Annotated in this window: 13 protein-coding genes and 2 tRNA genes; 12 read left to right on the top strand and 3 right to left on the bottom strand. The window is 33.7% G+C overall.

Features of this window, described 5'->3' with window-relative positions:
• The first annotated feature begins 170 nt into the window (after positions 1-170).
• Both DX009_RS04110 and DX009_RS04115 read left to right on the top strand, forming a co-directional pair.
• Positions 171-770: a hypothetical protein gene (locus DX009_RS04110; RefSeq protein WP_245944580.1), complete on the top strand. Its 600-nt coding sequence runs from the start codon at positions 171-173 to the stop codon at positions 768-770.
• A 175-nt stretch (positions 771-945) separates the two neighbouring features.
• On the top strand, positions 946-1,863 hold the full coding sequence (locus tag DX009_RS04115; RefSeq protein WP_115082805.1) for an IS982 family transposase: 918 nt from the start codon (positions 946-948) through the stop codon (positions 1,861-1,863).
• A 474-nt stretch (positions 1,864-2,337) separates the two neighbouring features.
• Here DX009_RS04115 and DX009_RS04120 read toward each other — a convergent pair.
• The 3 genes from DX009_RS04120 to DX009_RS04130 form a co-directional block, all read right to left on the bottom strand.
• Positions 2,338-2,419, bottom strand: a tRNA-Tyr gene (locus DX009_RS04120).
• A 7-nt stretch (positions 2,420-2,426) separates the two neighbouring features.
• A tRNA-Val gene (locus DX009_RS04125) sits at positions 2,427-2,501 on the bottom strand.
• 487 nt (positions 2,502-2,988) lie between these two features.
• Positions 2,989-3,870, bottom strand: coding sequence for a DUF4339 domain-containing protein (locus DX009_RS04130; RefSeq protein ID WP_115083111.1), 882 nt, complete (start codon positions 3,868-3,870; stop codon positions 2,989-2,991).
• Between the two features lie 216 nt (positions 3,871-4,086).
• Here DX009_RS04130 and ffh point away from each other — a divergent pair, with 216 nt between their 5' ends.
• From ffh to DX009_RS04180, 10 genes are all read left to right on the top strand, one after another.
• Positions 4,087-5,439 carry a signal recognition particle protein gene (ffh, locus tag DX009_RS04135; protein ID WP_006045215.1) on the top strand — a complete coding sequence of 451 codons (1,353 nt, stop codon included), beginning with the start codon at positions 4,087-4,089 and terminating at the stop codon, positions 5,437-5,439.
• Positions 5,440-5,480: 41 nt separating this feature from the next.
• Positions 5,481-6,365, top strand: a complete 885-nt coding sequence (folD, locus tag DX009_RS04140) for a bifunctional methylenetetrahydrofolate dehydrogenase/methenyltetrahydrofolate cyclohydrolase FolD (protein WP_115083112.1) — start codon at positions 5,481-5,483, stop codon at positions 6,363-6,365.
• A gap of 117 nt (positions 6,366-6,482) precedes the next feature.
• On the top strand, positions 6,483-6,662 hold the full coding sequence (locus DX009_RS04145; RefSeq protein ID WP_006045213.1) for a tetratricopeptide repeat protein: 180 nt from the start codon (positions 6,483-6,485) through the stop codon (positions 6,660-6,662).
• A gap of 13 nt (positions 6,663-6,675) precedes the next feature.
• Complete coding sequence (locus tag DX009_RS04150; RefSeq protein ID WP_006045212.1) at positions 6,676-6,909, top strand: 4Fe-4S dicluster domain-containing protein; 234 nt, start codon at positions 6,676-6,678, stop codon at positions 6,907-6,909.
• 2 nt (positions 6,910-6,911) lie between these two features.
• Entirely contained in the window at positions 6,912-7,997 is a 1,086-nt protein-coding gene (locus DX009_RS04155) for a 3-methyl-2-oxobutanoate dehydrogenase subunit VorB (RefSeq protein WP_006045211.1), read from the top strand.
• A 17-nt stretch (positions 7,998-8,014) separates the two neighbouring features.
• Positions 8,015-8,785 (top strand): thiamine pyrophosphate-dependent enzyme, encoded by a 771-nt coding sequence (locus DX009_RS04160; RefSeq protein ID WP_006045210.1) that lies wholly within the window; start codon positions 8,015-8,017, stop codon positions 8,783-8,785.
• Positions 8,786-8,807: 22 nt separating this feature from the next.
• On the top strand, positions 8,808-9,353 hold the full coding sequence (locus DX009_RS04165; protein WP_115083113.1) for a 2-oxoacid:acceptor oxidoreductase family protein: 546 nt from the start codon (positions 8,808-8,810) through the stop codon (positions 9,351-9,353).
• A gap of 779 nt (positions 9,354-10,132) precedes the next feature.
• On the top strand, positions 10,133-11,284 hold the full coding sequence (locus tag DX009_RS04170) for an OmpA family protein (RefSeq protein ID WP_115083114.1): 1,152 nt from the start codon (positions 10,133-10,135) through the stop codon (positions 11,282-11,284).
• 427 nt (positions 11,285-11,711) lie between these two features.
• The gene (locus DX009_RS04175; protein ID WP_245944581.1) at positions 11,712-12,482 is read left to right on the top strand and encodes an acyl-[acyl-carrier-protein] thioesterase; all 771 of its coding nucleotides are present in this window, start codon (positions 11,712-11,714) and stop codon (positions 12,480-12,482) included.
• Between the two features lie 218 nt (positions 12,483-12,700).
• A complete protein-coding gene (locus tag DX009_RS04180; protein ID WP_040595638.1) occupies positions 12,701-14,716 on the top strand; it encodes a transketolase family protein in 2,016 nt (671 codons plus the stop codon).
• Positions 14,717-14,764 lie beyond the last annotated feature (48 nt).

The raw sequence follows: 14,764 nt of genomic DNA on the forward strand, positions 1-14,764 counted from the left end.
AATAAAACAATTTGTTTGCTTGCCAAAGGCTATTAATATGGAAATAAAAATGTAGAATAATAAAATATTCAACTTGGTTTATAATCTTCTCCATCTTTTTTCACTATATTTGCAGGCATAATTACAAACTTATGTTTATGAATAATATGAAAGAAGCAACAACCGATGCTATGAAAGAAACAACAGGCAAAGTTGTAAACGAAAAGGAGAAAGCGACAACTGAAAACATTGAAACAATAAAAAAAACGATGGAGAATACTGATGGTATTGACCCTAAATTGCCACGTTTTTTAGCAATTTGGTCAGGTTTTTGCATTGTTCTGTATGCATTGGGCTATTTTGTAGGCTCTTGGATAGTTTATTTGTATTGTGCTGCACCTTTAATTGCGTGGTGTACATTTGGTTTTACCTTCATTCGAAAGAAGAAAAGACTTGCGACTTACAATTTTATAGAACGTAGATTATTAACAGTATGGACATTTGTTGCTTTTGTAACAGCTATCTATGTTGTTTCTTTGAAAAGTGGACTTAGTAATTTTGTACCATTCTTATTGAGTCTACTAAGCATTGCCTTTTCTGGTATATGTATGAAAATGGTAGAACGAACAAATAACACTAGTGTTAGTTTATATTTAGTATTCACATTTTATCCGCTCTTAAACTTAATAAACGGAAATTATAATTTCAATTTAACAGATAAAATTATATTACCTTTATTCTTACTTGTCGTACTTACAGATGGCTTAGTAAGTAGAGATAATGTTTCCTAAGAAAAACTAAGTCTATAAGCTATGAAACTGTAATTACATTCATTCTTTCAGAAATAAGTACTAGCTTTCTACTAACCTGAACTCGGGATAAGAATAATACTCAAAAAAGTTGGTAATCTCGTTATATTTTTGTAACTTTATAGTTGAAAATCAATAACTTACAATTAATATAGCGATGATTACCAAAGACAAAATTACCGAAATCTTTTGTATTGCAGATGACTTTTGCAAAGAATTTGAGTCAGAAATTGATAAAATAGGGCTTCCTAATGATACCAAGTGTAAGCATCGCCTTCGTAAATGGCGTATGAGCAAGTCAGAAATCATAACCATAATGATCTGTTTTCATTTTAATTCTTATCGTAACTTTCAACATTATTATATGTTCTTTATCAAGGAGCATCTTGCAGATATGTTTCCTCATCTGTTATCCTATAATCGTTTTTTGGAGCTTGAAGCTAGAGTTTCGGTAGAAATGATGATGTTCTTGCAAATATGTTGTTTTGGCAGATGTACTGGTATTAGCTTTATTGACTCTACCTGTATCCCAGTCTGCCATAATAAACGTATTTACCGCAATAAGGTTTTTAAGGATTATGCTACCAGAGGCAAAAGCACAATGGGTTGGTATTTTGGATTTAAACTGCACCTTATATGCAATGAACGAGGGGAAATTCTCAACTTTATGCTTACCAAAGCCAATGTAGATGATAGAGATGAGAATGTCTTTAATAGGCTGACTGATAATGTTTTTGGAAAATTATTTGCCGATAAAGGATACATCTCTAAGGGACTATTTGAAAAATTATTCAATGATGGCATTAACTTGGTAACAGGTATAAGAAGTAATATGAAAAACAAGTTAATCCCAATATATGATAGACTGCTTTTAAGAAAAAGATCTGTAATTGAAACTATCAATGACGAACTGAAAAATGTAGCACAATTGGTCCACTCTAGACATAGAAGTGTACTTAATTTTGCTATGAATGTATTATCAGCAATGGCTGCATATAGCTTCTTTGAAAAGAAACCTGAAGTCAATTTAGATTTCTGCATAGAACAACACAACGGTCAACTTTCTTTGTTCTAAAAAAACAGTTTGTTTTTGATAAAAAGGAGTAGCCTCAATCTAAGACGATTGAGGCTAAATGGGTTTTAGGATAAATAAATTAGAGTAATAAAAAGAAACTTATCCCGAGTTCAGGTTACTATCAATTATAGCAACTAATAAGGAAATAATATTTCTTTATCTTCGCAAACATAATGGTGCTACGACAACGAAATGAATAAGCAGTTAGAATCTTTGTCAGCTGTACACATAACATACAATGTGAGATTATAACTGTTCTGTGAAAACATTTTTACTATAAAATAATAGTTTTGAGTAATCTTAAAAAGAAAGCTCAAAACTATTATTATATTTCATAGAATTTTTAATTATAAATTCAGAATTTGTAATTACATTTTTAAATTTTCTAATAATAAATTCTAGAGTAATAATAATAATCTTCCTAATTGGCATAAAAAAAGCACCTCCGATGTGGAGATGCTTTCTTTTTTGTTGTGGGTAGTGATGGATTCGAACCACCGAAGCTAGAAGCAGCAGATTTACAGTCTGCCCCATTTGGCCACTCTGGAAACTACCCTTTAATGTGGGCGTTGACGGATTCGAACCGCCGACCCTCTGCTTGTAAGGCAGATGCTCTAAACCAACTGAGCTAAACGCCCTTGCTTTTCTTGTAAGCGGTTGCAAAAGTAAGTATATTATTTTAAACTTACAAGTTTTATCAAACTTTTTTCAAACGTAGTATTTAGAACTCTCTATACACCTTATATATAATATAACGATTCTGTTTAAGTTTAACCTAAATTGGTTATTAAACTGTAACATAGTTGTATTTTGTTTATACCATAATTTTTCTGTAACACAGTTTGCCTTTCTAATTTTTTATTTCATCTATGGATGTATTATAAAACCAATAAAGCAATTTTATAATAAAACAAAACAACGAAGTTCTTGCAACTTGTTTAGGCTTAACGATATGTTACAAAAAGAAATCAACCGATTTATCTAAATAGGTAAATCGGTTGATTTCTTTATTGTGTGGTAAATAAAATATATTCTGTTCTTTTTAGAAATCTACACCAGCTATTTATATTATTGTTGGGAGAAGTCTTACTTACTGATATGTTTTTTCGAATTTATATTTTCGCTCTAAATAGAATCTTTTGGTAGTGTAGATTTACTATTCGAAGATTTTTGTCCAGAAGATAAACCTATACCATCAAGTATTTCGTCTACAACCGAACCAGCCATCTCTTTTACTTTATCTTGTGCAGGGGCAATAACTTTCTCTTTCAAGAGTTTTTCCGCTTCTTTTTGGAAGTCAGATTGAACATCTATTTTTGTTTTCTTGTAATATTTCTCTGCAGCCAACCTTAGTTGGTCTTTATTTAGTGTAAAAATGTGGTTGAGTACGCCCACCGAAACAATATAACTTTTTCCGGCAATATTTATTTTTCCCACCGAACCAACAAAGTAGTTATCAACACTCACTAAGTTGTCCATAGCGCCACTTATAATTTTTTTTGTAAACACATCGTTAAATGTTTGCAATGCTTTTGAAGTTAATTCATCGGTAGAATCATTAACAGCCGAAGTTGTAACGTCGTTTATAGTAGAAGTTACAACATCAGACAATACACGTTTATGTTCATCGGCAGAAGGGCACGTGAAAATTAAGAGAAAAATAAGTGCCACAAATGCAATAAGAAAACCAATAAAGCAGCCATAATGTTTTTTAGGTTTCTCTTGAATAGGTCTTTCTATGTATACATTTTCTATTGGTTGTGCTTCTACATGAGGAATATCGTTAAAAGGCGTACCAGTTACAACAGAATCATTCCCTAATTTATTGGTTTTATCATTTTCGTTCGCCATTAAAATAGGACGCAATTCGTCTATTTGCCATGCAGGTTGCCATTCATTTGAATTTGAAGCCATCAACAATGTGGTAGCTTCTATTTTGCGTTCAGCAAGTTCTTTTAAATTATATGGACCTTGTTTTTTGTTATCAACGTTAATATAATATTCCATTTCTTTCAATCTTATTATTTTGTTAAAACTTATAAGTTGCGAAATTATATATTATTTTTAGATAGACAAAATTTTTGCTAGCTTTTTATCTGTTAATGATTTTCATTAGATTATAAAAACTATGAACCACAAAAAAAATACATTTTTTCTTTGTCATTATTTATCTTATTTATTATCTTTGCATATATTTATTTCGAAAAGAACACATATAGCATAATGTTTGAAAATTTAAGCGATAGACTTGAACGCTCCTTTAAAATATTAAAGGGAGAGGGAAAGATTACAGAAATAAACGTAGCAGAAACGTTGAAAGATGTTCGTCGTGCATTGTTAGATGCCGATGTCAATTATAAGGTTGCGAAATCATTTACCGATACTGTAAAGCAAAAAGCTTTAGGAATGAACGTTTTAACAGCCGTGAAGCCAGGACAGCTTATGGTGAAAATTGTTCATGATGAATTGGTAAAATTGATGGGTGGCGAATCAGTTGGTTTAAAATTAGAAAATAAACCAGCCATAATCTTAATGAGCGGATTGCAAGGTTCTGGTAAAACAACGTTTTCTGGTAAATTAGCCAATCTGTTAAAAACAAAAGAACATAAAAAACCATTGCTTGTAGCTTGCGACGTATATCGTCCTGCAGCTATTCAACAATTAAAAGTTGTAGGCGAATCGGTAGATGTTCCCGTATATAGCGAACCCGATAGCAAAAATGTAAATGCTATTGCCGAGAACGCTATAAAAGAAGCAAAATCTAATGGAAACGATGTAGTAATTATAGATACTGCTGGACGCTTAGCTGTTGATGCAGAAATGATGGACGAAATAGAAAGTCTGAAAAAGCATGTAAATCCCGACGAGGTTTTATTTGTTGTAGACTCTATGACAGGTCAAGATGCAGTAAACACAGCAAAAGAATTTAACGACAGATTAGACTTTGATGGTGTTGTATTAACCAAACTCGATGGCGATACACGTGGTGGTGCTGCATTATCAATTCGAACAGTTGTAACCAAACCTATAAAGTTTATTGGTACAGGAGAGAAAATGGACGCATTAGATGTGTTCCATCCTGCAAGAATGGCTGATCGTATATTAGGAATGGGCGATGTTGTTTCGCTTGTAGAACGTGCCCAAGAGCAATTCGATGAAGAAGAAGCAAAAAGGCTTCAAAAGAAAATACAAAAAAATAAATTCGATTTCAACGATTTCTACAACCAAATACAGCAAATCAAAAAAATGGGAAATCTAAAAGATCTTGCTGCAATGATTCCTGGTGTAGGAAAAGCTATACGCGATGTTGATATTGACGATAATGCTTTTAAAGGAATAGAAGCAATTATACAAAGTATGACGCCAAAGGAGAGAACTAATCCGGAAATATTAAATAACTCTCGACGTCAGCGTATTGCAAAAGGGTCAGGTACCAATATACAAGAGGTAAATAGACTCATAAAGCAATTCGAGCAGACACGTAAAATGATGAAAATGGTTACGGGGTCTAAAATGGCAGGAATGATGGGTAAAATGAAAAATATGCCAGGAATGCCAAAGATGCCTAAACTATAGTTCAAAAAGAATAATATAATAAAACCTACATTCAAGACCTTATGAATTATAAACTTATTGATGGAAAAGCTACCGCAACAGCTATTAAAAAGGAAATTGCGGAAGAAGTACGTAAAATTGTAGAAGCTGGAGGAAAACGACCACATCTTGCAGCTGTACTTGTTGGACACGATGGCGGGAGTGAAACTTATGTGAAAAATAAAGTGTTAGCTTGTGAGGCTTGTGGCTTTAAATCTTCGCTAATTCGCTTTGAAAGCGATGTTACAGAAGAAGAACTGCTCGCATGTGTAGATAAACTAAATAAAGACGATGATGTAGACGGCTTTATAATGCAACTTCCATTGCCCAAACATATAGACGAACAAAAAATAATAATGGCAGTTGACTATCGTAAAGATGTAGATGGCTTTCACCCAATAAATGTTGGACGAATGTCTATTGGTTTACCATGCTTCATATCAGCAACACCATTAGGAATGTTAACTTTACTCCAACATTATAATATTCCAACATCAGGAAAGAAATGTGTTATTCTTGGCAGAAGTAATATTGTTGGTAAACCAATGGCACAACTAATGATGCAAAAACAATTTGGTGATGCAACTGTTACAGTGTGTCATTCTCATTCAAAGACTTTGAAAGAAGAATGTTTGGCTGCCGATATTATAATTGCAGCTATCGGAAAACCAGAATTTGTTACGGCAGATATGGTAAAAGAAGGTGCCGTTATACTAGATGTAGGCACAACTAGAGTTCCAGATTCATCTCGACCAAGTGGATTCAAATTAACAGGAGATGTAAAATTCGACGAAGTTGCACCTAAATGTTCTTATATAACACCCGTTCCTGGTGGAGTAGGTCCTATGACAATATGTTCTTTAATGAAGAATACACTGGCAGCAGGAAAAAAAGAATACTATAAATAAGAATTATTCTGATAAAATTGATATCACAAAATTGATATCATAAAAATAAAAACAACGCGAATAGATTTTCACCTAATAATTTATTACAAAATAACTATAAACGAAAGGAGGACTATTATGACTGCGGAAGAATTTTTCCGACAGGGCAATGAATTCAAAAAGAAAGGCGATTTAAAGAATGCAATGAATTGTTACCTAGAGGCAATAGAACTCGATCCAGAGTCTCCAGCCTTAGAGGCAAAGAAAATGTTAGAAGACATTTTCAATTTTTACAACAAGGACGCTTATAATCCTTAAAAATACAAAAACAATGAGCAAGATTAAAGGAGCAATTGTCGTAAACACAGATAGATGTAAAGGCTGCCAATTGTGTATTGTTGCCTGCCCTAAAGATGTGATTGACATGGCTCAAAAAAAAGTAAATGTACACGGATATACATACGTAGAACCTGCACACGCTGATTTATGTATTGGTTGTGCAGCATGTGCAACTGTATGTCCTGATGGTTGTATTACCGTATACAAAAAAAGAGTGGAGGAATAAGAATGGCAGAAAAAGAAGTAACATTAATGAAAGGCAACGAAGCTATTGCTCACGCTGCTATACGTTGTGGTGCAGATGGATATTTCGGCTATCCTATTACTCCACAAAGTGAAATAATAGAAACATTAGCATTATTAAAACCATGGGAAACAACTGGTATGGTTGTTTTGCAAGCAGAAAGCGAAACTTCTTCTATTAATATGATTTATGGAGGAGCTGGTGCTGGAAAAAGAGTTTTAACATCTTCTTCTTCTCCTGGTGTAGCTTTAATGCAAGAGGGAATAAGTTATATGGCAGGTGCCGAACTTCCAGGTGTTTTTGTAAATGTACAACGCGGAGGACCTGGATTAGGAACAATACAACCTAGTCAGAGTGATTATTTCCAAGCAACAAGAGGAGGTGGTAATGGAGATTATAACGTTATAGTTTTAGCTCCTAATTCTGTTCAGGAAATGGCAGATTTTGTAGATTTAGCTTTTGAATTAGCATTTAAATATCGTAATCCTGCTATGATTCTTTCTGATGGTGTAATTGGCCAGATGATGGAAAAAGTAGTTTTACCTCCTATGAAACCTCGTCGTACAGAAGAAGAAGTTGAAAAAGAATGTCCATGGGCTAGTATGGGACGTAAAGGTGGACGTGTTCCAAATATCATTACATCACTTGAATTGAAATCTGAAGTAATGGAAAAAAGAAACTTACACCTACAAGAAAAATACACAAAAATAAAAGAAACGGAGACACGTTTCGAAATAAGCCAATGTGAAGATGCAGATTATGTGATTGTAAGTTTTGGTAGTGCATCTCGTATTGGAGAAAAAGCTATGGAATTAGCACGCGAACAAGGTCTGAAGGTCGGTTTATTCCGCCCAATAACTCTGTGGCCATTCCCAAGTAAAGAGCTTGTTGAAATCTCTAAAGGAAAGAAAGGTATATTGGTAAGTGAGATTAATGCTGGACAAATGGTCCAAGATGTTAGACTTGCTATAGATGGTACTCTACCAGTTGAACATTTTGGAAGATTAGGTGGTATTGTTCCAGAGCCAGAAGAGATAGTTAAAGCACTAAAAGATAAACTTGTAAAATAAAAACGGAGGAATGCCTAATGGCAGAAAATAATATAATTTCACCAGAAAATTTGGTATACGAAAAACCAAAACTAATGAACGATACGACAATGCATTATTGTCCTGGTTGTTCACATGGTGTTGTGCATAAACTCGTAGCAGAGGTTATTGCCGATATGGGTATGGACGAAAAAACAATTGGTGTGTGTCCTGTAGGTTGTGCTGTTTTTGCTTATCGTTACCTTGATATTGACTGGCAAGAAGCCGCACATGGAAGAGCACCAGCAGTAGCTACAGCTATAAAACGACTTTGGCCAGACCGTTTGGTCTTTACTTATCAAGGAGATGGAGACTTAGCTTGTATAGGAACTGCAGAAACTATTCATGCTCTTAATAGAGGAGAAAATATAACTATCATATTCATTAATAATGCTATTTATGGAATGACAGGAGGACAAATGGCTCCTACGACATTGTTAGGGCAAAAAACGGCAACTTGTCCTTTTGGTCGAGTTCCAGATATTCATGGTTATCCACTTAATATGACAGATCTGGCAAGTCGATTAGATGGAACTTGTTATGTTACTCGTCAGAGTGTTGATACAGTCGCATCTATTAATAAAGCAAAAAAAGCAATTCGAAAAGCATTTACAGCAAGTATGCAAGGTAAAGGCAGTTCTCTTATTGAAATTGTGGCAACTTGTAATAGTGGTTGGAAACTTAGCCCAGTGAAAGCTAATGAATGGATGCGTGAAAATATGTTCCCACATTATCAAAAGGGAGATCTTAAAGATGAAACGGGAATGTAAACTAATTTAAAGCATTCACAATATGAAGAAAGAAATAATAATTAGTGGTTTTGGAGGACAAGGCGTCCTCTCTATGGGAAAAATATTAGCTTACTCAGGTTTAATGGAAGATAAGGAAGTAACGTGGATGCCTGCTTATGGACCAGAACAACGTGGTGGAACAGCTAATGTTACAGTAATTGTAAGCGATGAACGCATATCTTCTCCTATATTAAGTAAGTATGATGTTGCAATTGTGTTAAATCAACCTTCGCTCGAAAAGTTTGAGCCAAAACTTAAGCCAGGTGGAATACTTATATATGATGGATTTGGAATAAGCACACCACCTGTTCGTTCTGATATTAAGATTTATCGTATTGATGCAATGAATAAAGCTGCTGAGATGAAGAATTCTAAAGTATTTAATATGATAGTGCTCGGCGGATTACTAAAGGTTTGTCCTGTTGTAAGTTTAGAAGGATTAAATAAAGCTTTATTTAAGACTTTGCCTGAACGTCATCATCATTTAATTCCTTTGAATATGGAGGCTGTAGAAGCTGGTGGTAATATTATTCAGGAAATTAGATAAATAGCATAATTTCTAAGAATTATAAGAAAGAGGTTTGTAGAATGGTTACGAACCTCTTTTTTGTTAAAATGTAAACGAAGATACTGAGAACTATTTCTCAGAATCTTTTAAAGAACCAAATTCGCAGTAATCTCAAACAGATATTAGCCCCCAACAATACTTCTTTTAATTGGAAATAGACCCTTTGTTTTTTATTTAAATGCAGCTAAATTTTAATTACAAAATGAAAAACTGTAATTATAATTTTTAATTTTCTTATTATAAATTCTGCTAAACCTCCTTTCTTTGCTCTTGATTTTTTCCTTTTCCTGCTTTTACTAGACACCTTTTTCTTATATTTGGTAACTTTTGTAGATACTTTATTTGTTATAGGTGTTGGATAGTTGCATACAAGTGAACATATATGTAAGAATAATAGATTGGCTTTTCCAAATTTAGTTTACTCTTTTTTATTATATCAGCAAAAAACATAGATGATTAAATGAATGTAAACTGATAAATATTTTCAGCATCTCTTTTTCTATATAAGATAGGAGCGTGTAACTTTATTGATGCAACTATATTTTATTAGTATTATAAACAATAGAAACAACTTATTTTAAAACTCTAAAATGGGTAAAATAATATGTTTCTTGGCAATTTGACCATATAAAACATAAAAAAAAGACCTTTTTACACACTTTTCGGGAAAAATATTTGGTCATCTGCATATTTTTCTATTACTTTGCACCGTAATATAAAATTTTTATTTAAAAGGGTATTAATAAATTTTCAGAGAAATGAAAAAGTTAGGTTTATTGTTCGCTGCCTCAATATTCGCAGCATCTGCATCTGCTCAGACAGTTGCAGAAAGTAAGACTTTCGACAACATTTACATTGGTATTAATGGTGGTGTTGCTACTAAAACAACAGGTCACAAATGGTTAAGCGATCTTAATGCAAATGCAGGTCTTCGTCTTGGTCGCTATTTTACTCCAGTATTCGGTTTAGCAGTTGAGGGTAACGCTTATTTCTCAAACAAACCTTGGTATTCAACAGGTACTGTTGTACGTGCTACAAATGTTAGCTTACTCGGTACAGTAAATTTGAGCAACTGGTTTGGTGGTTATAAAGGTGAGCCTCGTGCTTTTGAAGTTAGCGCTCTTTATGGTCTTGGTTGGATGCATATATTCACAAACAACGAAATGTTTGAGAAGGCAACAGAAAATCAACGTAATCGTATGACATCTAAAGCTGCTCTTAATTTCGCATTCAATTTCGGTGCTGAAAAACAATGGCAGTTCTATGTTGAGCCATCTATCAACTTTGCATTCTTAGGCAAGTCTCATTCAAAGAATATTACTGTTAATCCATCAGGTACATTCAATTATAACGACTACAATGTTGGTTATGATTACAAGACTGCAGCACAAGATGGTCAACCAGCTTACAACATCAACAATTCATTCGTTCAATTGAACGCTGGTATCATTTACAAGTTTGCAAACTCTAATGGAACTCACAACTTCACAATTGTAACTCCACGCGATCAAGCTGAAATCGATGCACTTAATGCACAAATCAACGAACTTCGCAACCGTAAACCAGAAGTTATCACTAAGGAAGTTGAAGTTGTTAAGGAAGTACCTTCAGTTAAAGTTAAGGAATTCACAGTTTCTGACCTCGTATTCGTAACATTTGCTCAAGGTAAGTACAATCTTACAAGAGAAGCAAAAGCTGCTCTCGATAACATTAAGGAAGGTAGCCATGTTCAAGTTGTTGGTACTGCTTCTCCAGAAGGTTCTGCAGCATTCAACCAGAAGTTATCTGAAAACCGCGCAACAGCAGTTGCAAATTACCTTTCTGGTCGTGGCGTAATTGTAGACGAAGCTACTGGTAAGGGTGTTCAAGGTGTAACTTCTAACCGTCTTGCAGTTGTTTACGTAAAATAAAAAAATAAATAGAATAATTAAATTTTAGATTACACAATTAATCCTCAGTACGAAAGTACTGGGGATTTTTGTTTTACATAGTGAGTAATAAAATTATCTAAACTATGTATAACCTTGATTGCGATTAAAGTCTCTAAATTTTATAATTATAAAAAATAATTTTGTAATTATAAAATAAGATTTTATTATTATATTTTTATTGAAATCAAATCATATTTTTGCAGTCTTTTATTTAGTACAAATATATTTTTCATAGAATCATCTTCTCTATTTTTTCTATATGTTCTATTCTGGTGCGATTCATAATCTCGTTTAAATAGGTTGTTTTAAATTTTCCGTATAAAACGAAATTAATATATACGCTATGCAAATTTTCATAAGAATATCGTTATTTTTGCAAGAGTATATAATTAATCGTATATCGGATATGAATAACTTACCAAAGATAGGCAAATATAATTTTGTTGCAGAGCCATTTCATTGTGATTTCACAAAGCATTTATTTATCGGGCATTTAGGAAATAATCTTCTGAATGCTGCAGACTTTCATAGTAATGATAGAGGATATGGGGTAAACTATTTGAACTCTGTAAATAAGACATGGGTGTTGAGTAGACTTTCTGTCGAGTTAGATAAAATTCCTGCTATTTATGAAGATTTTGTTGTAGAAACTTGGATAGATAGCGTGATACGTTATTTTACCAACCGTAATTTCAAAATAACCAATAAAGATGGATATGTGTATGGATACGGAAAAAGCATTTGGGCAATGATAGATACAACAACTCGCCAACCTGTAGATATTCTGAAAACAAGTAATGAAACAATTTCTGAATATTTAGAAACCGACTATGCCAACCCCATAAAAAAATCTTCGAGGGTAAAATTAGATGATGATTTGAAGCTACAGCAATCAATACTTACAACTTATAGCGATATAGACATAAATGGGCATGTAAATTCTATAAAATATATTGAACATATATTAGATCTTTTCCCTATTGAGTACTATAAAAAATACCGAATTAAGAGGTTTGATATAGCCTATATAATGGAATCTCACAATAATGATAAGCTAAACTTTTATACCAATATAGATAGTATAAACGAATGTAATAATGCAGTGTCTGTTAGAGTTACAAAATCGGGTTTTAAAGAGGAAAAAGAAGTGTGCCGATGTCAATTTTCATTCGGTTAAAAAAGTATTGAAAGTGAAGATAAATATAATAAACTTGTCGATATTTATTTGGAATGCATATATGCAAACGAGGAATGTGTGTTCACAAAAAGTCTTTCAATGAGTTTATTATAAAATAATGCGAAAAAATAGCAATAAAGCATTTGGAATTTTTGTATTTCCCCAATTATTCATTATATTTGCAAATAGAATAAATATATATTATTAATCTAAATTTTATGAACAACAACAAAGTTATGGACCGCGCAGCGGACAATATCAGAATACTTGCAGCCTCAATGGTAGAGAAAGCAAGGTCAGGACACCCTGGAGGTGCAATGGGAGGAGCTGATTTTATAAATGTTCTTTTCTCAGAATATCTGATATTTGACCCAGAGCAACCAAATTGGGCAGGTAGAGATAGATTTTTTTTAGATCCAGGCCACATGTCTCCAATGTTGTATGCGGCATTAGCACTTCAAAATAAATTCACAATAAACGAATTAAAAGAATTTCGTCAGTGGGGATCTCCAACTCCAGGACATCCAGAACGAGATATAAAGAGAGGAATTGAAAATACATCAGGACCATTAGGACAAGGTCATGCTTTTGCTGCAGGTGCTGCTATTGCAGAAAAATTTCTTGAAGCTCGATTAGGCAAAGAAGTAATGCAACATAAAATCTATGCTTACATTTCTGATGGTGGAATTCAAGAGGAAATATCGCAAGGAGTAGGGCGTATTGCAGGCAATTTAGGTTTAAATAATCTAATAATGTTCTACGATGCTAATAATGTTCAGTTGTCTACCAAGTGCGATGAAGTAATGAACGAAGACACTGCTGCAAAATATAAGGCATGGGGTTGGAATGTTTTAACTTGTAATGGTAATAATGTAGAGGATATAAGAAAAGCACTTGATGCAGCATTAACAGAAACGGAGCGTCCAACACTTATTATTGGTAAAACTATTATGGCTAAAGGTGCACTTATGGCCGATGGAACAAGTTATGAACATAGTATAAAAACACATGGAGCTCCACTTGGTGGCGATGCATATATAAATACTATAAAAAATTTAGGTGGCGATGTAAACGATCCATTTAAAATTTTCCCCGAAGTAGCAGAACTTTATGCAAATCGTTTAGAAGAACTAAAAACAATAGTTGCTAAACGTCATGCAGAAGAACAAAAATGGGAGGAAGCTAATCCAGAAAAGGCAGTTCTATATAAAGAATGGTTTAGTGGAAAAGCACCAAAAATAGATTGGACAGCTATAAATCAGAAAAAAGATGTAGCAACACGTGCAGCAAGTGCTACATGTTTAAGTCTACTTGCAGAACAAGTTCCAAATATGATATGTTCATCTGCTGACCTTTCTAATTCAGATAAGACAGATGGCTTTTTGAAAAAGACAAAAGATATTGTACGCAACGATTTTTCTGGTGCATTCTTTCAAGCAGGTGTTAGTGAATTAACAATGGCTTGTATGTGTATTGGTATGATGTTGCATGGTGGAGTTATTACTGCAATGGGAACTTTCTTCGTTTTCTCAGATTATATGAAGCCAGCTATCCGTCTTGCTGCATTAATGCAAATTCCAGTAAAATTTATTTGGAGTCATGATGCCTTCCGAGTAGGGGAAGATGGACCAACACATGAACCTGTTGAGCAAGAAGCACAAATAAGGTTGATGGAGAAATTACAGAATCATTCGGGAAAAGATGCATTACGTGTTTTCCGTCCTGCTGATTCAGACGAGACAACTATTTGTTGGGAAATGGCAATGGACAATGTAGATACACCAACAGCTTTAATACTTTCTCGTCAGAATGTAACTAATCTTCCTGAAGGAAACAATTACGAGTTAGTAAGAAAAGGGGCATATATTGTAAAAGGTTCTGATGAAAATTACGATATAATACTTGTTGCGAGTGGTTCTGAAGTTTCAACTTGCATTGCAGGAGCTGAACTTTTAAGAGCCGAAGGAGTGAAAGTTCGTATAGTAAGTGCTCCATCAGAAGGTTTATTCCGTTGTCAATCGGTAGAATATCAAGAGAGTGTTCTTCCAAAGAATGCAAAAATCTTTGGTTTAACAGCTGGACTTCCTGTAACTTTGCAAGGACTTGTTGGTGCAAATGGCACAGTTTATGGTCTGAATAGTTTTGGTTTTTCAGCTCCATACAAAGTTCTTGATGAAAAATTGGGCTTTACAGCTCAAAATGTTTATGAACAAGTTAAATTATTTTTAGCATAACACTAACCGAGCCTTGCAGAATTTCTGCGAGGCTCTTAACGACTTTAA

The organism is Prevotella pallens, from assembly GCF_900454935.1.
Taxonomy (GTDB): Bacteria; Bacteroidota; Bacteroidia; order Bacteroidales; family Bacteroidaceae; genus Prevotella; species Prevotella pallens.